Here is a 17,692-nt window from a genome sequence, read left to right as displayed (position 1 = left end):
CCTTCAGTACGCCAACGCGCGGTCGACGGCGTCGAGCACCCGGTCGAGGCCCGGGAGGTATTCGTCCTCCAGCCGCGACGGCGGGTACGGGGTGTGGAAACCGCCGACCCGCAGCACCGGGGCCTCAAGGTGATAGAAGCACCTCTCGGTGATCCGCGCGGCGATCTCCGCGCCGGTGCCCAAAAAGACCGGTGCCTCATGGACGACGACCAGCCGGCCGGTCTTCTCGACGGACCGCTGAAGGGTGTCGAAGTCGATCGGCGACATCGACCGCAGGTCCACGACCTCCAGCGACTTGCCCTCCTCGGCGGCCGCGCCGGCGGCGTCGAGCGCGACCTTGACCATGGGCCCGTACGCCGCGAGCGTCAGGTCGGTCCCGGCCCGGGCCACCCGGGCGGCGTGCAGCGGACCGGGGATCGCGGCCGTGTCGACCTCGGACTTGTCGTGGTAGCGGCGCTTCGGCTCGAAGTAGATCACCGGGTCGTCGCTGTCGATGGCCTGCTGCAGCATCCAGTACGCGTCGGACGCGTTGGAGGGCGAGACCACCTTCAACCCGGCGACGTGCGCGAACAGCGCCTCGGGCGACTCGCTGTGGTGCTCGACCGCGCCGATGCCACCGCCGTAGGGAATCCGGATGACGACCGGCAGCTTGACCTTGCCCAGCGACCGGGCGTGCATCTTGGCGAGCTGCGTGACGATCTGGTCGTACGCGGGGAAGACGAACCCGTCGAACTGGATCTCCGCCACCGGGCGGTAGCCGCGCAGCGCGAGCCCGATCGCGGTGCCGACGATCCCGGACTCGGCGAGCGGGGTGTCGATGACCCGGTCCTCGCCGAAGTCCTTCTGAAGGCCGTCGGTGATGCGGAAGACCCCGCCGAGCTTGCCGACGTCCTCGCCCATGATCACGACCTTGGGGTCGTTCTCCAGCGCCGTGCGCAGCGACGCGTTGATCGCTTTGGAGAGCGACATCTTCTGGGCGGCCATGTCAGTTGCCCTCCTCGGCGGAAGCGAACGAAGCCTGGTACTCGGCGAACTGAGCCCGCTCCTCGTCGACGAGCGGGTGCCCGTCGGCGTAGATGTGCTCGAAGAGCGCCATGTCGTCGGGGTCGGGCATGGCCCGTACCGCGTCGCGCACCCGCTTGGCGAGCGCGTCGCTCTCCTTCTCGAGATCGGCGAAGAAGGCGTCGTCCGCCAGGCCCTGGGCGGTCAGGTGGGTGCGCAGCCGCAGGATCGGGTCCTTGGTCTCCCACAGCTCCCGCTCCTCGGCCCGGCGGTAGCGGGTCGGGTCGTCGGAGGTGGTGTGGGCGCCCATCCGGTAGGTGAACGCCTCGATGAGCATGGGGCCCTGGCCGGTGCGGGCCCGCTCCAGCGCGGCCTTGGTGACCGCGAGGCAGGCCAGCACGTCGTTGCCGTCGACCCGGACGCCCGGGAAGCCGTAGCCCTGGGCGCGCTGGTAGAGCGGGACGCGGGTCTGGCGCTCGGTGGGCTCGGAGATGGCCCACTGGTTGTTCTGGCAGAAGAAGACCACCGGGGCGTTGTAGACCGCGGCGAAGGTGAACGCCTCGGCGACATCGCCCTGGCTGGAGGCCCCGTCCCCGAAGTAGGCCAGGACCGCGCTGTCCGCGCCGTCCTTGGCCACGCCCATCGCGTACCCGGTCGCGTGCAGCGTCTGCGAGCCGATGACGATGGTGTAGAGGTGGAAGTTGTTGCTGTTGGGGTCCCAGCCGCCGTGGTTCACGCCGCGGAACATGCCCAGCAGGTTCACCGGGTCCACGCCGCGGCACCAGGCGACGCCGTGCTCGCGGTAGGTGGGGAAGACGTAGTCGTCGTCCTGCAGGGCCCGGCCGGAGCCGATCTGGGCGGCCTCCTGGCCCAGCAGCGAGGCCCACAGGCCCAGCTCGCCCTGGCGCTGCAGCGTGGTGGCCTCACCGTCGAAACGGCGGGTCAGCACCATGTCGCGGTACATGGCGCGCAGCTCGTCGGGGGTGGGGTCCAGGGAGTACTCGGGGTGTTCGACCCGTTCGCCCTCGGGGGTCAGCAGCTGGACGAGCTCGGGCTGGTCGGCCGTCCGCCGCTTCGCGCTGGTGCGCTTGGCTCCGCTACGGCGCGGTTTGCGCGCTGCAGTGCTCTCCACGGTCACGTGTGCTCCTCCGTCTGTCCGGCCCCCGGGGTCCGCCGGCGGCCAGTTGCGGCTCGCTCGCTCGACGACAGCGCACGGGGTGGGTGCGCCGAAGACCGACCGGGCGTGACAGGTATCCCGGCGGCTGGCCCTGCAAAGGGCACGTTACCCAGTGGGTCGCATCTCTGCGAAACCCCTTCTGACCTGCAATTTTGCTTGGATTTCCAAGTAAATCGCGCAGAAGCGGAACAATCACTGGTCACAGCCCCGCAGCCCGTCGGAACAACGGCACGTTATCTCCCCGGCCAACGGCGCGGAAAGACATTGAAAGCCCCAAGAAGGCTCGGTGTGTGAGACTGGTTTCGTGCGCGAAGAAGGAAAAATCAGCATTTTCCTCCTCGACGACCATGAAATCCTACGACGTGGTGTTCATGAGCTCCTCTCGGGCGAGCCGGACATGGTCGTGGTCGGCGAGGCGGGCACCGTGGCCGAGGCCCTGACCGGCCTCCCCGCGGCGCACCCCGATGTCGCCCTGCTGGATCTGCGGCTGCCGGACGGCAGCGGCGTCGACGTCTGCCGGGAGGTCCGTGCCCACCATCCGGACATCAAGTGCGTGATGCTCACCTCCTTCGCCGACGACGCAGCCCTCATCGACGCGATCATGGCGGGCGCCTACGGCTATGTCCTCAAGGACGTCGGGAGCGGCGAACTGCTCGCGGCGGTACGGGACGTGGCCGCGGGCCGCTCCCTGCTCGACCCGGCCGCCACGGCCCGCATGCTGGAGCGGATGCGCACGGGCGCCGAGGCGGGTGCGAGCGGCGGCGCGGGCGCGCTGGACGACGACCGGAGCGCCGGCCTCACCGTGCAGGAGCGCCGGATCCTCCTGCTGATCGGGGAGGGGCTGACCAACCGCGCGATCGGCGAGCGGCTGCATCTGGCCGAGAAGACGATCAAGAACTATGTCTCCGGGCTGCTGGCCAAGCTCGGCATGGAGCGCCGCTCGCAGGCCGCCGCGTATGTGGCCCGGCTGCAGGCCCGGGCGCAGGCCCCGGCCCCCGCCCCCGGCCGGCCCCCGGCGAGGGACCACGCCCCGGCCCGGGCCGCGGCCGAGGACCGGAAGACCCAGCCGCAGAAGCACTGAGCGGACCCCCGCGTCAACTCGCGCCGTGCCGCCCGCGCTCGTTCATCTAACATCTGGCGCGTGCCGCGCTCACATGTAACCTCCGCCGAGACCGCTCCCGACGGGGAAACCCTGAGCGCGCTGTTGCGCCGCTACGACGGGCCCGGTGAGGCGGTGACCTGCGAGCGCGTCGCCGAGGGCCTGCTCAACCGCGGCTACCGGCTGGCCACCACCCGCGGCCGGTTCTTCCTCAAGCACCACCTGGACGGGGACAGCGCCGCCATCGACCGTCAGCACCGCGTGACCAAACAGCTGGAAGCGCTCGGGGTGCCCGTCGCCCCGCCCGTCCCCGACGCCGACGGCCACACCGTCGCGGTCATCGGCGGCCGCTGCTACGCCCTGCACCCCTGGGTCGACGGACGGCACCGGGCCGGCGTCGAGCTGACCTGTGCCCAGTCGTCGCGGCTCGGCGGGCTGCTCGGGCGCGTCCACACCTGCCTGGAGCAGGTCGTGGTGGCCCGCGCGGCCGACCGCCAGCCGCCCGATGCCTCGGCCGACCCCGCCTACACCTTCGCGCTCATCGACCGGCTGCTCACCCTCGCCCGCGGCCGCCGCCGACGCGACCCCTTCGACGAGCTCGCCGAGCACCGCCTGGTCGAACGGCGCTCGCTGCTGGAGCGGCACGCGCACCGCCGCCCGGAGGCCGACGCCATCCCGGCCACCGGCTGGGTCCACGGCGACTTCCACCCGCTGAACCTCCTCTACCGCGATACGGAACCCGCCGCGATCGTCGACTGGGACCGGCTCGGAGTGAAGCCCCGCGCCGAGGAGGCGGTCCGCGCCGCCGCGATCTTCTTCGTACGGCCGGGCGGCCCGCTGGAGCTGGACAAGGTGCTCCCGTACGCGCGGGCGTACCGCCATGCGACGGGCGCCGGGGCCGCCGAGATGGCGGCGGCCGTGCACCGGGTGTGGTGGGAGCGGCTCAACGACTTCTGGATGCTGCGCTGGCGCTACCAGGACGGGGACCGGCGCGCCGATCCGCTGTTCCCCGCGGCGGCGGCCCTGGCGGTGTGGTGGACGCGGGAGTACGAGGCGGTCCGCGACGCCTTCTGCGGCTGATCCCCTTCAAACGCCGGGATGACGCTTCACACGCCGGGATGACGCGCGACGGGGCGCGCCTTCACACAAGGCGCGCCCCGTCGGAGGTCCAGTGAGCCCGTCAGCCCGTCACCCCGGGGTCGGCCGGGTCGGTGGGGTCGGTGGTCGGGGGCGTCGTGGGCGGAGTCGTCGGCGGGGTGGTCTCCTCGCCGCCGTCGCCCGGAGTCGTCGCGTCGTCGGTCGGCCGGTCGGTGGGCGAGTCCGTCTCCGTGGCCGTCGGGGGCTCGGTCGTGGGCTCGGTGTACGTGGGCGAGGACGGCTCCGCGGAGCCGGGGTAGCCGCCGCCCGTGTCCCCCGAGGTCTCGGTGGGCGAGCTCGTCTCCGTCTGCTCGTCCGTCGCCTTCTCGGTCGGCTCCTTGGTGTGGGGCTTCGAGGTCGACGTCTCCGCCTTGCCCGGCTGCTTCCCGCCGCCCTTGTCGCCGCCGAAGTCCATAGCGAACGCCACCCCGGCCGCGATGGCGATCACCGCGAGCACGGCGAGCAGCCACAGCTTGCCGCGGCCACCGCGGCCGCCGGAGCCGTTGTCGTACCCGCCGTCGTAACCGCCGCCGTCGTCGCGCCGGCCCGACAGGACCGGCTGCTGGGTGGTGTCGCCGTGCCCGGGGTGGGGCAGGGCGGTGGTGCCGGCCACGCCCATGGCGCCCGTGGAGCCGCCCAGGTGCTGGGTGACCGGGCCGGTGTTCCAGGTGCCGGTGTGGCCGCCCGCGTCGATCAGCATCTGCAGGGCGTACTGCACCAGGCCGCGCATCTCCTCGGCGCTCTGGAACCGGTCGTCCGGGTCCTTGGCCAGCGAGCGCATCACGAGCCCGTCGAGCTCCGGCGGCACCACACCGCCCGAGACCTCGGACGGCGGCACCGGCATGTCCTGGACGTGCTGGTAGACCACCGACAGCGGGGTCTCACCGACGAACGGCGGGCGCAGCGCCAGCAGTTCGTAGAGCAGACAGCCGGTGGCGTACAGGTCCGAGCGGTGGTCGACGGCCTTGCCGAGGGCCTGCTCGGGCGAGAGGTACTGCGGGGTGCCCATGACCATGCCGGTCTGGGTCATGGTGGAGGCGGCCCCGTGCAGGGCGCGGGCGATGCCGAAGTCCATCACCTTGACGGCGCCGCTGTGGGTGATGATCACGTTGGCCGGCTTGATGTCACGGTGCACAATGCCGTGCTGATGGCTGTAGGCCAGCGCCTCCAGCACCCCCGAGACGATGATCAGCGCCTGGTCCGGCGGCGGCGCCTCGGCGTTGACCAGAAGATCGCGGATCGTACGGCCCTCGACCAGCTCCATGACGATGTACGGCACGGTGCTCTGGCCGACGATGTCCTCGCCGGAGTCGTAGACCGCCACGACGGCGTGGTGGTTGAGCCCGGCGACCGACTGGGCCTCGCGGGTGAAGCGGGCCTTGGAGACCGGGTCCTCCGCCAGGTCGGCGCGGAGCAGCTTCACCGCGACCGTACGGCCGAGCCGCACGTCCTCGGCGGCGAACACCTCGGCCATACCGCCGCGGCCGAGACGGCTGGTGAGCCGGTACCGGCCGTCGCCGACCAGTCCGCCGTTACCCCACGCTTCCGGGGAGTCCTGGATTCCGGACCCGGTGGCGTCAGGTTCGGAGGGCCCCTGGGCGCTCTGGGTCTGTGCCATCGGTCCTCGCCGTCTGATCTGGGTGGGGGTCTGTCGTGATCGCCCCGCTCGCGGGCGGTACGGTTTCCTGCTAGGGCACGCTACAGGGTTCGTGCCACTCGCCGGTTCCTGATGGACCGGCCATCCAACCTGTTGTAGGTGAGGCCATGCAAATCGCGTGACGGGTTCTTGCGCATCCGGTCACGGAACGGGCACGTCGCTTGACGTGTCCGCGGCCTGGGGCAGACTGGGCCAGGGTATCGAGTACAAGAAGATCAATGGGTCGGAACGTGCGCGTCAAGATAGTGAGTGCGCCGAGGGGGAAGTAAGAAATGAGCCAGCAGGGCGCACCGGGCCGCTACGAAGGGAAGTCCCTCGCCGGCGGCCGCTATCAACTGCGGGACCTGCTCGGCGAGGGCGGCATGGCCTCCGTCCACCTGGCCTACGACAGCGTCCTCGACCGCCAGGTGGCGATCAAGACCCTGCACACCGAACTGGGCCGTGAGCAGTCCTTTCGCGAGCGCTTCCGCCGCGAGGCCCAGTCGGTCGCCAAGCTGACCCACACCAACATCGTCTCGGTCTTCGACACCGGCGAGGACACGATCGACGGCTCCGTGATGCCGTACATCGTCATGGAGTACGTCGAGGGCCAGCCGCTGCGCGCCGTCCTCGACGCGGATGCCCGGCAGTACGGCGCGATGCCCACGGAAAAAGCGCTGAAAATCACCGCAGACGTGCTGGCCGCGCTGGAGATCAGCCACGAGATGGGGCTGGTCCACCGCGACATCAAGCCCGGTAACGTGATGATGACCAAGCGTAATGTGGTCAAAGTCATGGACTTCGGCATCGCCCGCGCCATGCAGTCGGGTGTGACCTCCATGACCCAGACCGGCATGGTCGTCGGCACCCCGCAGTACCTCTCGCCCGAGCAGGCCCTCGGCCGCGGCGTGGACGCCCGCAGCGATCTGTACTCCGTCGGCATCATGCTCTTCGAGCTGCTGACGGGCCGGCTGCCGTTCGACGCGGACTCGCCGCTCGCCATCGCGTACGCGCACGTCCAGGAGGAGCCGGTCGCCCCCTCCTCGATCAACCAGTCCATCCCCCCGGCGGTGGACGCGCTGGTCGCCCGGGCCCTGAAGAAGAACCCGAACGAGCGGTTCCCCACCGCCGAGGCCATGCGCGACGAATGCGACCGCGTCACGCGCACCGGCCAGACCGGCGCCTCCCCGATCATCATCAGCGGCGGCCCGCCCGCCCGCAGCGGCTCCGGCGTGGGCTCGGCCGTCTTCCCGCCGGTCAGCCAGCAGCCCCCCGGCCCGGGCCTGGGGAACGTCCAGACCCCGTACCAGCCGCAGTCCTCCGGCGGCTTCGGCGGCTTCGGCCCCTCCACCCCGCCGCCGCCCACCCAGCCGGTGAGCCAGCAGGGCTACAACACCCCGGCGCCGGCCCCGACCCCGGCCCCCGCGCCGTATGCGCAGGGCGGCGCGAACACCCCGCCGCCGTACACCGTCTCGCCCGCCTCGGCCCCGGCCTCCGGCGGCGGCCAGGGCGGCGACAACGGCAACAAGCGCGTGATCATCGGCTCGGCGGTCGTCGCGGCGATCGCGGTCGTCGCCGTGGTCCTGGTGATCGCCCTCAGCGGCGGCGGGTCCAAGGACGACCAAGCGCGCGACGACGGCAAGGACACCAAGACGGCCACGGCGTCCTCGACCCCGTCCGGGTTCCGCGAGGGCGACAAGAGCAAGGTCATCGACCCGGAGAAGTGCACCGACGCCTCGGAGTCGTACGAGCAGAAGGGCGCCTACAACGTGCCCGACTTCCAGAACCTCTACATCGACTCGGTGAAGAAGTGCATCCGGGCCGCGGGCTGGCACTACCGCGTGACCACCGAGGACGAGAACCTGTGGGGCAAGGGCACCGTCCTCAACTACACGTACCGCAACTACGAGCCGTACGACCCGAAGACCGACACCATCGAGCTGACGGTCTCCACGGGGCTGCCGGGCTGAGCCCGCCCGCTTCCGCACTCAGGTTCTCTCTGAAGGGGCCCGGCGTCCGCCGGGCCCCTTTCCGCATCACAGTGTTGTGAAGCCCGTACGCCAGGTCGGGTGGAGGGGCCGCCAGCCGAGCCCGCGGCGGGCGAGGGTGTTGTCGGCCCCGCGCTCCCAGCCCGCCCGGCCGCCGTCCCCGGCGGGGGCGGGCGCCGGCGCGCCCACCGCGGCCGCGAACGCCGGGAGCCACGCGCGGGCCGGCGCCGGTTCGTCGTCCACCACGTTGACCGCGCCACTCGGCCAGTCCAGCGCGGCCACCGCGGCGCGGGCGGCGTCCTCGACATGGACGAACGAGCTGACCGCGTCGCCCGCCACGACCGGGCCGAGCAGCGCCGCCACCGGGTCCCCCGCCGTCTGCTCGCCGCGCAGCGCGGCCTCCAGCGGCCCGCCCCGCGCGTACCAGGTGCCGGGGCCGTAGAAGGTCCCGTAGCGCAGTACGACATGCGTCTCGATCTCCGCGGCCGCCTCCTCCAGCGCCCGCAGGCTCGCGACCATCTGGGCCCGCGGCGGCTCGGCCGCCCCGTCGAGCGGGGTGGACTCGTCGGCCGGGGCGTCGCCGGGTGCGTAGGCCCAGGAGATGGACTGGGCGACGATGCGCGTCACCCCGGCGCGCTTGGCGGCGTCGACGAGGTGACGGGTGCCCTCCCTGCGGATCCGCCCGTTCGCAGCGCGGTCGCCCCCCGCCAGGTCGGTCAGCTGGTGGATGACCGCCTCGGGGGCGGCGGCCGTGACCGCCCGGTGCACGCTGTCGGCGTCGAAGACGTCGACACGTACGGCCGAGGCCCCCTGCGCGCGCAGCCGCTCCGCTCCCTGCGGGGTGCGCGTACCGCCCGTCACCTCGTGTCCCGCCGCGACGAGAAGCGGGACGAGGCGGCGGCCGACGGCGCCCGTGGCTCCCGCGACGAAGATGCGCATGATGGCGGACCTCTCTCTGCTCCGGATGATCAACAACCAGGCCAGGCTAGAAAGCGACCGGATCACTGTCAGGGGACAATCCGGGGGCGAGACCGTGGGCCATTTCGCGTCGCGGGGTGTGTCAGGGGTCGCGTCGCGTGGCGTGTCGGGAGTCGCGTCAGGGGTCGTGTCACGGGTCGCGTCGGAGGCAAGACGGCGGCGGGCCGCCCCGAGGGGCGACCCGCCGTGGGTAAAAGATCGGCCGACGGCTAAAGGTACGGGCCCGAGCGGGCGCCGCCGTGCTGCGGACCCCCCTCCCCGTCCTCGCCGCCGAGGCCCGGCGGCAGGGCCCGGCGCATCTGCTCCAGCTGCGCGCGCGCCGCCATCTGCTGGGCGAACAGCGTCGTCTGAATGCCGTGGAACAAGCCCTCGAGCCAGCCGACCAGCTGCGCCTGGGCGATCCGCAGCTCGGCCTCGGTCGGAACCGCCTCATCGGTGAAGGGGAGGGAAAGCCGCTCCAACTCGCCGATGAGCTCGGGCGCGAGCCCGTCCTCCAGCTCCTTCACCGAGCTGGAGTGGATCTCCTTGAGACGGACCCGGCTGGCCTCGTCGAGAGGCGCCGCACGGACTTCCTCCAGAAGCTGCTTGATCATGCTGCCGATGCGCATGACCTTGGCCGGCTGTTCGACCATGTCCGTCACGGGAACCTCGCGCGACTCGTCGTCACCGCCGCCGTCGCCGGAAGTGGCGCCCCCGAGGGCCATGCCGTCCGGGCCGACGACCAGGACGTGCGGGCTCTCCTGCGATCGTTCGTTCATCGGCTGGTTCATAACCCCCATTGTTCCGCACGCGCACCCGTACGGAGGGGGAGGGTGGTCAGGATTCGGCGCTCACTGACGGCGCAGCCGCAGGCCGAGGAACGCCAGCCCCAGGCCGAGCCCCGTCAGGGCCAGGCCGGTGCCCAGCGGCAGCACGCGCAGCGTCCGCCCGGTGGGCACGGCGTCGGTCCGCGCGGCGTCGGCGGGATCGGCGGGATCGGCCGGGTCGTACGCGTCGTCGTACGACCCCCGCGGCCCCTGCGTCTGTTTCCCCCGGCCCCGCTCGCGCTGCCCCTCCCGCCGCTCCCCCGTGCCCTCGCCGGCCCGCCGCGAGGGCGCGGGCCGAACCGATGTGGCGGGCGGTATGGCGTCGGGCGCCTCGGTGCGCCCGGGGTGCGCCCGGCCCTCGCCGGCCCGGGTCCCGGCCAGCTCGTCGTTGTCGTCGGCATGCGCCACGACGGGTACGGCCGGCAGTGCCACACCGGCCATCACCAGCACCGCCGGCAGCGTGCGCAGCCTTTGAAGCGCAGGTCCCACGGTCGTCACCCTCCCGTGCCGAGCCGTCGCATGACGGTTTCAGCGTCACACGACGGCATGGGCACGGCACGCGAGGCTTGGGCCATCCGGCCGTCTCAGACCGTCAGCAGCACCTTGCCGATGTGGCCGCTCTCCTCGAGCACGCGGTGCGCCTGCCCCGCCTCGGGCATCGGGATCATGCGGTCGACGATCGGACGCACCCGGCCGCTCTCCACGAGGGGCCAGACATGCTCGCGCACCGCCGCGACGATCGCCGCCTTCTCCGCGAGGGGGCGGGCGCGCAGACTGGTGGCCATCACGGCGCCGCGCTTGGCCAGCAGCGCGCCGAGGTTCAGCTCGGCCTTCGCCCCGCCCTGCAGACCGATGATCGCCAGCCGTCCGTTGGTGGCGAGCGCCGCCACGTTCCGGGCGAGGTACTTCGCGCCGACGATGTCCAGGATCACATCCGCTCCGGCGCCGTCGGTGGCCGCGCGCACCTCCTCGGCGAAGTCCTGCTCGTGGTAGTCGATCAGGATGTCGGCGCCCAGCTCACGGCAGGCCGCCAGCTTCTCCGCGCTGCCCGCCGTCACCGCGACCCGCGCGCCGACCGCCTTCGCGAGCTGGATCGCCATGGTGCCGATGCCGCTGGAGCCGCCGTGCACCAGCAGGGTCTCGCCCGGCCTGAGATGGGCGAGCATGAAGACGTTGGACCAGACGGTCGCGGTCACCTCGGGCAGGGCGGCCGCGGTGACCAGGTCCATGCCGGAGGGCACGGGCAGCAGCTGCCCCGCGGGCACCGCCACCTTCTCGGCGTAACCGCCGCCCGCGAGCAGCGCGCAGACCTCGTCGCCCACCGTCCAGCCGCTGACGCCGGGGCCCAGCGCCGCGATCCGGCCCGAACACTCCAGGCCGGGGTAGTCGGGGGCGCCCGGGGGCGGGGGGTAGTGGCCCTGGCGCTGCAGCAGATCGGCGCGGTTCACGCCACCGGCCACGATGTCGACCAGGACTTCGCCCTCGCCGGGTACGGGATCGGGGACCTCCGCCCACACGAGGGCGTCGGGGCCGCCGGGTTCGGGGATGGTGATCGCATGCATGGCGGCGAGGCTACTCCTGAGCTCCGGGCCACGCCGTGGACCAGGGCAGGTCCAGCACCTCGACGTCGCTGCCCCGGCCCGCGCCGCCGGGCGGGATGACGGCCAGGCCGTCCGCGACGGCGACGCCGCGCAGCATGGCCGGTCCGTTGAAGCGGAGCGGACGCGCCTCGTCGCCCCGGAAGACCACCGGGACCAGGCGGGTGTCGCGCGGATGGCCGTGCACGGCGGCGGCCAGCGGGGCCGGGCAGGGGACGGGCGCCGGGCGGCCCGCCAGCGTCCGCAGCAGCGGCTCGGCGAGGGTCAGCAGGCCGGACACGGCGGCCAGCGGATTGCCGGGCAGCCCCACGAGGTGCTTGTCCGGGGCCAGGCGAGCCAGCAGCATCGGGTGACCTGGGCGCACCGCCACCCCGTCGACCAGCAGCTCGGCGTCCAGCCGGCGCAGCGTGGGGTGGACGTGGTCGACGGGGCCCGCGGCCGTGCCGCCGGTGGTCAGGACGACATCGGCGGGCGATCCGGCCACGGCCTCGCACAGCGCCTCCGCGTCATCGGCCAGCCGGCGGGTCGCCAGCGGCGCGGCGCCGAGCGCGCGCAGCCAGGGGGCGAGCATCGGGCCGAGCGCGTCGCGGATGCGGCCGTCGTGGGGGAGGCCCTGCCGCAGCAGCTCGTCGCCGAGGACCAGGATCTCGACGCGGGGCCGGGGCACGGTCGACAGCTCGTCGTACCCGGCGGCGGCGGCCAGACCCAGTATCACGGGGGTGATCAGGGCGCCCGCGGGGAGCAGCAGATCGCCGCTGCGGCACTCCTGGCCGCGGGGGCGGATGTCCTGGCCGGGGGTGACGGGGTGGGCGGGGGCGGCGTACAGCCAGCCGTCGCCGGCGGTGCCGTGCTCGGTGCGCAGCACGGCGGTGGCGCCGGGCGGGATACGGGCGCCGGTGGCGATGCGGATCGCGTGGCCGTCGGGGAGCGGGTCGGTCTCGGCGTGGCCGGCCAGGATCGAGTGCCCGGCGGCGGGGAGGCGCCAGGGGCCGGGGCCGGCGAGGGCCCAGCCGTCCATGGCGGAGGTGTCGAAGGACGGCAGGTCGGTGAGGGCGGTGAGGGGGGCGGCCAGGACATGGCCGAGGGCGTCGGGGAGCGGACGGGAGAGGGGCGACGCGGCCTTCAGCGGGGCGCGGGCCGCGATCGCGCGGGCGTCGGGCCAGGGGGTGCCGGGGCGGTGGCGGGAGGCGGGGGCCTGGGAGGGGCGCCCGCGGCGTGGCGCCGGGTCCGGGGATGACGGGCCCTGGGATGTGGGGTTCGGATCCTGGGCAGCCGGGCCGTGGGGTGCCGGGTCCGGGAACACCGGGTCCGCGGACGTCGCGTCATGGAGCGCCCGGCCCTGGGACGGCGGCTCGTGAAGCGCCCGGCCCTGGGGTGCCCGTCCCTCGGGTGCGCGGCCCTGGGGTGCCCGTCCCTCGGGTGCGCGGCTCTGGGATGCGCGGCCCTGGGATGCCGGGGGCCGAGATGGCGCCTCCTGGGATGTGGGGTCAGGGCATGTGGGGTCGTGGGATGTGGGGTCCCAGGACTCGGGCTGCCCGGGCCGCCCGGGCCATGTCTCGCGCTCGGACCATGCCTCGGGGCGGCGTTGATCCGTGCCCGTGCCCTGGTCCTTCGCCAGCGCCAGGGCCTCGTCGAACTCGCGGTCCAGCGCGTCGCCGCCGCGGGGCTCCCGGTCCGTCATCCCGCCGACTCGGCCTCTTCGGCCCACCGAGCGGCCAGCGCGGCCGCCTTGCCGGTGGCGGCGGCCAGCGCCTCGGGACCGCCGCCCTGCTGGGCGGCCGCGTAACCGACGAGAAAGGTGGTCAGCGGCGCGGCAGGCCTGGCCACGCCGTGCGCGGCGTCGCGGGCGAGGTCGAGAAGGGCGGCGGTGTCGACATCGAGGTCGATGCCCAGCTCCGCCTTGACTGCGGCGATCCATTCGTCCAACACGTGTCCATGCTCCCTGATCCGTGCGCGGGCAGTGGTGATGTCCTCCCAGGTGTCGCAGTCGAAGGAGGCGATGGGGTGATGCAGGCGGACGAGCTTCAAATCGGCGGTGAGCAGCCGCAGGGGCAGCCCGGCTAGACCGCCGTGCTCAGCCGCGAGCAGGGCGACCTCCCGGCGCAGCGGCTCGGCCCGGTACGCCGCGACCAGGGGCTGCTCGCGACCGCCTGCGTCGGTGAGCAGCACGCCTTCGGCCTCGCCCAGCCCCTCGACGAGCGCCCCGACCGTCTCGCCCGTGAGGAACGGCAGATCCGCGGAGAGCAGAAGGACGACGGGCGCCGCGGTCCTGCGCAGACCCGCGTCGACGGCGGCGACCGGCCCGCCGCCCGGCGGCTCCTCGCGGGCCCAGTGCACGGGCCGCTCGGTCGGTCTGCGCGGGCCGACGACGACGGTGCGCTCGGCGCCCCGGCAGGCGCCGAGCACCCGGTCCAGCAGCGGCCGGGCGCCCACCCGCAGCGCCGGCTTGTCGGCCCCGCCCAGCCGCCGGGCGGCCCCTCCGGCCAGGATCACAGCGTCATACGTCACCCCATGAGTATGTCCCGGTGACAGCCCAGTACGGCCTCTGCCGCCCTGATCTACACGGACCGCAGCAGGACCGCCGGCTGTTCCACACAGTCGGCCACATAGCGCAGGAAGCCGCCCGCGGCGCCGCCGTCGCAGACCCGGTGGTCGAAGGTCAGCGACAGCTGCACCACCTGCCGTATGGCCAGCTGGTCCTGGTGCACCCACGGCTTCGCCGCTATCCGGCCGACGCCGAGCATCGCTGCCTCGGGGTGGTTGATGATCGGCGTCGAGCCGTCGACCCCGAAGACGCCGTAGTTGTTGAGCGTGAAGGTGCCCCCGGTCAGCTCGGCGGGGGTGAGGGTGCCGGAGCGGGCGGCCTCGGTGAGGCGGGCCAGCTCGGCGGACAGCCCGGCCGTGTCCCGCGCATGCGCGTCGTGCACCACGGGGACCACCAGGCCTCGGTCGGTCTGCGCGGCGAAGCCGAGGTGGACATCGGAGCGGCGGGTGATCTCGCCCTCGCTGACGGTCGCGTTCAGCTCGGGGTGGCGCGCGAGGGCCGCCGTGCAGATGCGGGCCAGGAGGGCGAGCAGGGAGATCTTGGGCCCCGCCGCGTTCATGGCCGCGCGGGCGGCGAGCAGTTCGGTCGCGTCGGCGTCCACCCAGCAGGTCGCGTCGGGGATCTCCCGCCGGCTGCGGGCCAGCTTCTCGGCGCCGCGCACGCCCCGCACCGGGACGCGCTTCCCGTCGGCCTCGGGCGCCGCCGCCCGCGCGGCGCCGGCGGCGACAGCCGCAGGGGCCGGTGCGGCCTGTGCCGCCTCTGCGGCCTGTGCCGCCTCTACTGCCTGGTTCACGTCCGCGCGCAGGATCAGCCCGTCGGGCCCGGAGCCCCGCAGCTCGCGCAGATCCAGTCCGTGCTCGCGAGCCAGCCGCCGGACCAGCGGCGAGATGACGGGGACGGGCCCGGGCGCGGGCGGTACGGGGCGCGCGGCGACCGAGTTGTCCGCGGCGGCCGGGCTGCTCGCGGCGGCCGGGCCGGGGGTCGGCGTCGGCGCGGGGCCCCCGGCAAGACCCTCGGCAAGACCCCCGGCAAGGCCCTCGGCCGCGCCGGAGGCCGGGGCCGGCGGGGCGGCCGCGCGGACGCGGCGGCGCCGGGCGGCCGGAGCCGCGGTGCCATAGCCGACCAGCACATTGCCGGACCCGCCCTCGGCAGCCGGAGACCTGCCGTCAACCGCCGAGGCGCCACCCCCGCCGGCCGGAGACCTGCCGTCAACCGCCGACGCCCCGCCTCCCGCAGCCGGAGCCCCGCCCTCGGCGGTCGGCACGGCGACCGTCAGCAGCGGCGCGCCGACCGGCAGTTCGGTGCCCTCCTCGCCGAAGCGGGCGGTCACCACCCCGCCGTACGGGCAGGGCACATCCACCATGGCCTTGGCGGTCTCGACCTCCACGACCGGCTGGTCGACCGCGACGACATCGCCGACCTCCACCAGCCAGCGCACGATCTCCGCCCCGGTCAGCCCCTCGCCCAGATCGGGCAGGGTGAACTCGCGCACCTCCGCCATCACACCGCCCTCCCCTCGGTCCACTCCGACTCCCACTGGAGCCGGGCCACCGCGTCCAGCACCCGGTCCACGCCGGGCAGATGGTGCCGCTCCAGCATCGGCGGCGGGTAGGGGATGTCGAATCCGGCGACGCGCAGCACCGGCGCCTCCAGGTGGTGGAAACAGCGCTCGGTGATCCGGGCTGCGATCTCCCCGCCGGGGCCGCCGAAGCCCGTGGACTCGTGGACGACGACGGCCCGACCGGTCCGGCGCACGGAGGCGCACACCGTCTCGTCGTCGAAGGGCACCAGCGACCGCAGATCGACGACCTCCAGGTCCCAGCCCTCCGCCGAGGCCGCCTCGGCGGCCTCCAGACAGACGGGCACCGAGGGCCCGTACGAGATGAGGGTGGCGGTCCGCCCGCCGGTGGCCGGGCGCCGCACCACGGCGCGGCCGATGGGGGCGACCTCCTCGGGGTGGTCGGGGGACCATGCGGCCTTGGACCAGTACAGCCGCTTGGGTTCGAGGAAGACGACCGGGTCGTCGGAGGCGATGGCGGCGCGCAGCAGCCCGTACGCGTCGGCGACGGTGGCCGGGGCGACCACATGGAGGCCGGGCGTCGCCATGTAATAGGCCTCGGAGGAGTCGCTGTGGTGCTCGACGCCGCCGATGCCGCCGCCGTAGGGCACCCGCACGGTGATGGGCATCGGCAGGGCGCCGCGGGTGCGGTTGCGCATCCGGGAGACATGGCTGACGAGCTGCTCGAAGGACGGATACGCGAAGGCGTCGAACTGCATCTCGACGACGGGCCGCAGCCCGTACATGGCCATGCCGACGGCGGTGCCGAGGATGCCCGCCTCGGCGAGCGGGGTGTCCGTGCAGCGGTCGTCGCCGAACTCCTCGGCGAGCCCGTCGGTGATCCGGAAGACGCCGCCCAGCGTGCCCACGTCCTCGCCGAGGACGTGCACGGCCGGGTCGGCGGCCATCGCGTCGCGCAGCGCGCGGCCCAGGGCCTGGGCCATGGTGGCGGGCTTGACCGCGGTCGTCGTCATCGCTCGCCCTCCTCCGCGGCGAGCTCCGCGCGCAGCAGGTCCGCCTGCTCGCGCAGCTGGCCGGTCTTCTCCGCGTAGACCTCCTCGAAGAGGTCCATCGGATCGAGGACCGGGTCCTGGTGCATCCGCGTCCGCAGATCGGCGGCCAGCCGCTCGGCGGCGTCGCGCGCGGCCTGTACGGCCTGGTCGTCGAGCAGGCCGCGGTCGCGCATCGCCTCTTCCAGCAGGGTGATGGGGTCGTGGGCGCGCCAGGCCTCGACCTCGGCGTCCGAGCGGTAGCGGGTGGCGTCGTCGGCGTTGGTGTGGGCCTCGAGGCGGTAGGTGACGGCTTCCACCAGGGTGGGGCCGCCGCCCGCGCGCGCCCGGCGGACGGCCTCGCCCAGGACCTGGTGCACGGCCACCGCGTCGTTTCCGTCGACCAGCCGGCCGGGCATGCCGTATCCGACGGCCTTGTGGGCGAGGGAGGGGGCGGCGGTCTGCTTGGCGAGCGGGACGGAGATCGCGAAGCCGTTGTTCTGGATGAGGAAGACGACGGGGGCCCGCCACACCGCCGCGAAGTTCAGCGCCTCGTGGAAGTCGCCCTCGCTGGTGCCGCCGTCGCCGACCAGGGCGAGCGCCACCACATCGTCACCCTTGAGGCGGGCGGCGTGCGCCAGGCCGACCGCATGCGGCAGCTGGGTGGCCAGCGGGGTGCACAGCGGGGCCACCCGGTGGTCGCGCGGGTCGTAGCCGGAGTGCCAGTCGCCGCGCAGCAGGGTGAGGGCGTGCACCGGGTCAAGCCCGCGGACGACGGCGGCCAGGGTGTCGCGGTAGCTGGGGAAGAGCCAGTCCTGCTCGCGCAGCACAAGCCCGGCGGCGACCTGGCAGGCCTCCTGCCCGGTGGAGGAGGGATAGACGGCGAGCCGGCCCTGCCGGGTCAGGGCGGTGGCCTGCGTGTTGTACCGGCGGCCGCGCACCAGCTCCCCGTAGAGCCGGGTCAGCAGGGCCGGGTCGACATCGGCCGCGGCATCGGTGCCCAGCAGGCGGTACGGCTCCGCGTCGGGCAGCAGCGGCGCGGCGTCGACCCGCGGCCGCCAGGCGGGCGTGGGAGTGGGCCGATAGGCACCGGGCTGCTCAAGGACCGTCATGGCACGACCTCCTGCGGGCAGAGAGCTGGTGGGGCGGGCAGCCCCCTCCCTACCGATTGTTCGGTCG

The 17,692-nt window shown here is 73.7% G+C and carries 14 protein-coding genes and 1 pseudogene; 3 read left to right on the top strand and 12 right to left on the bottom strand.

The genetic code is table 11. The features are described 5' to 3' along the window. Positions 1–3: 3 nt before the first annotated feature. Positions 4–984: an alpha-ketoacid dehydrogenase subunit beta gene (locus tag ACFZDL_RS32165; protein ID WP_353594776.1), complete on the bottom strand. Its 981-nt coding sequence runs from the start codon at positions 982–984 to the stop codon at positions 4–6. A gap of 1 nt (position 985) precedes the next feature. Next, positions 986–2,140 carry a pyruvate dehydrogenase (acetyl-transferring) E1 component subunit alpha gene (pdhA, locus tag ACFZDL_RS32160; protein WP_353594777.1) on the bottom strand — a complete coding sequence of 385 codons (1,155 nt, stop codon included), beginning with the start codon at positions 2,138–2,140 and terminating at the stop codon, positions 986–988. A gap of 343 nt (positions 2,141–2,483) precedes the next feature. Between pdhA (ACFZDL_RS32160) and ACFZDL_RS32155 the strand changes: the two are divergent. Together ACFZDL_RS32155 and ACFZDL_RS32150 are read left to right on the top strand one after the other, a co-directional pair. Continuing rightward, a pseudogene (locus ACFZDL_RS32155) lies at positions 2,484–3,155 on the top strand (response regulator); the annotation flags it as partial. A gap of 165 nt (positions 3,156–3,320) precedes the next feature. Then, a complete protein-coding gene (locus tag ACFZDL_RS32150; RefSeq protein ID WP_353594778.1) occupies positions 3,321–4,358 on the top strand; it encodes a phosphotransferase in 1,038 nt (345 codons plus the stop codon). Between the two features lie 100 nt (positions 4,359–4,458). Here ACFZDL_RS32150 and ACFZDL_RS32145 read toward each other — a convergent pair whose 3' ends face one another. After that, positions 4,459–6,033 (bottom strand): protein kinase, encoded by a 1,575-nt coding sequence (locus ACFZDL_RS32145; RefSeq protein WP_353594779.1) that lies wholly within the window; start codon positions 6,031–6,033, stop codon positions 4,459–4,461. A gap of 311 nt (positions 6,034–6,344) precedes the next feature. On the opposite strand from ACFZDL_RS32145, the gene ACFZDL_RS32140 reads away from it, so the two are divergent. Beyond that, positions 6,345–8,021: a protein kinase gene (locus ACFZDL_RS32140; RefSeq protein WP_353594780.1), complete on the top strand. Its 1,677-nt coding sequence runs from the start codon at positions 6,345–6,347 to the stop codon at positions 8,019–8,021. A 66-nt stretch (positions 8,022–8,087) separates the two neighbouring features. Here ACFZDL_RS32140 and ACFZDL_RS32135 read toward each other — a convergent pair whose 3' ends face one another. The 9 genes from ACFZDL_RS32135 to pdhA (ACFZDL_RS32095) all read right to left on the bottom strand — a co-directional run bounded on the left by ACFZDL_RS32135 (position 8,088) and on the right by pdhA (ACFZDL_RS32095) (position 17,625). Further along, complete coding sequence (locus ACFZDL_RS32135; RefSeq protein WP_353594781.1) at positions 8,088–8,978, bottom strand: NAD(P)-dependent oxidoreductase; 891 nt, start codon at positions 8,976–8,978, stop codon at positions 8,088–8,090. A gap of 248 nt (positions 8,979–9,226) precedes the next feature. After that, positions 9,227–9,787: a bacterial proteasome activator family protein gene (locus ACFZDL_RS32130; RefSeq protein WP_353594782.1), complete on the bottom strand. Its 561-nt coding sequence runs from the start codon at positions 9,785–9,787 to the stop codon at positions 9,227–9,229. 60 nt (positions 9,788–9,847) lie between these two features. Continuing rightward, a complete protein-coding gene (locus ACFZDL_RS32125; RefSeq protein WP_353594783.1) occupies positions 9,848–10,312 on the bottom strand; it encodes a hypothetical protein in 465 nt (154 codons plus the stop codon). Positions 10,313–10,407: 95 nt separating this feature from the next. After that, positions 10,408–11,385, bottom strand: coding sequence for an NAD(P)H-quinone oxidoreductase (locus ACFZDL_RS32120; protein ID WP_353594784.1), 978 nt, complete (start codon positions 11,383–11,385; stop codon positions 10,408–10,410). A gap of 10 nt (positions 11,386–11,395) precedes the next feature. Next, on the bottom strand, positions 11,396–13,102 hold the full coding sequence (locus tag ACFZDL_RS32115; RefSeq protein ID WP_353594785.1) for a molybdopterin-binding protein: 1,707 nt from the start codon (positions 13,100–13,102) through the stop codon (positions 11,396–11,398). Further along, positions 13,099–13,929, bottom strand: a complete 831-nt coding sequence (locus tag ACFZDL_RS32110) for an NTP transferase domain-containing protein (protein WP_353594786.1) — start codon at positions 13,927–13,929, stop codon at positions 13,099–13,101. Before ACFZDL_RS32110 ends, ACFZDL_RS32115 begins: the two co-directional genes overlap by 4 nt. Positions 13,930–13,979: 50 nt before the next feature. Continuing rightward, positions 13,980–15,467 (bottom strand): dihydrolipoamide acetyltransferase family protein, encoded by a 1,488-nt coding sequence (locus ACFZDL_RS32105; RefSeq protein WP_353594836.1) that lies wholly within the window; start codon positions 15,465–15,467, stop codon positions 13,980–13,982. Next, entirely contained in the window at positions 15,467–16,498 is a 1,032-nt protein-coding gene (locus tag ACFZDL_RS32100) for an alpha-ketoacid dehydrogenase subunit beta (RefSeq protein ID WP_353594787.1), read from the bottom strand. The genes ACFZDL_RS32105 and ACFZDL_RS32100 overlap by 1 nt, the downstream gene beginning before the upstream one ends. Next, a complete protein-coding gene (gene pdhA / locus ACFZDL_RS32095) occupies positions 16,495–17,625 on the bottom strand; it encodes a pyruvate dehydrogenase (acetyl-transferring) E1 component subunit alpha (RefSeq protein ID WP_353594788.1) in 1,131 nt (376 codons plus the stop codon). Before pdhA (ACFZDL_RS32095) ends, ACFZDL_RS32100 begins: the two co-directional genes overlap by 4 nt. Between the last annotated feature and the right edge of the window lie 67 nt (positions 17,626–17,692).

This window comes from Streptomyces sp. NPDC007917 (genome assembly GCF_042959105.1).
Classification (GTDB): domain Bacteria; phylum Actinomycetota; class Actinomycetes; order Streptomycetales; family Streptomycetaceae; genus Streptomyces.
This window is presented reverse-complemented; position numbering and strand designations above follow the sequence as displayed.

Bases quoted from the DNA above. Each gene is read 5' to 3' on its own strand.
- ACFZDL_RS32140 (WP_353594780.1), top strand. From the start codon at position 6,345: ATGAGCCAGCAGGGCGCACCGGGCCGCTACGAAGGGAAGTCCCTCGCC.
- ACFZDL_RS32120 (WP_353594784.1), bottom strand. From the start codon at position 11,385: ATGCATGCGATCACCATCCCCGAACCCGGCGGCCCCGACGCCCTCGTG.
- ACFZDL_RS32135 (WP_353594781.1), bottom strand. From the start codon at position 8,978: ATGCGCATCTTCGTCGCGGGAGCCACGGGCGCCGTCGGCCGCCGCCTC.
- ACFZDL_RS32130 (WP_353594782.1), bottom strand. From the start codon at position 9,787: ATGAACCAGCCGATGAACGAACGATCGCAGGAGAGCCCGCACGTCCTG.
- ACFZDL_RS32100 (WP_353594787.1), bottom strand. From the start codon at position 16,498: ATGACGACGACCGCGGTCAAGCCCGCCACCATGGCCCAGGCCCTGGGC.
- ACFZDL_RS32115 (WP_353594785.1), bottom strand. From the start codon at position 13,102: ATGACGGACCGGGAGCCCCGCGGCGGCGACGCGCTGGACCGCGAGTTC.
- ACFZDL_RS32145 (WP_353594779.1), bottom strand. From the start codon at position 6,033: ATGGCACAGACCCAGAGCGCCCAGGGGCCCTCCGAACCTGACGCCACC.
- ACFZDL_RS32105 (WP_353594836.1), bottom strand. From the start codon at position 15,467: ATGGCGGAGGTGCGCGAGTTCACCCTGCCCGATCTGGGCGAGGGGCTG.
- pdhA (WP_353594788.1), bottom strand. From the start codon at position 17,625: ATGACGGTCCTTGAGCAGCCCGGTGCCTATCGGCCCACTCCCACGCCC.
- ACFZDL_RS32165 (WP_353594776.1), bottom strand. From the start codon at position 984: ATGGCCGCCCAGAAGATGTCGCTCTCCAAAGCGATCAACGCGTCGCTG.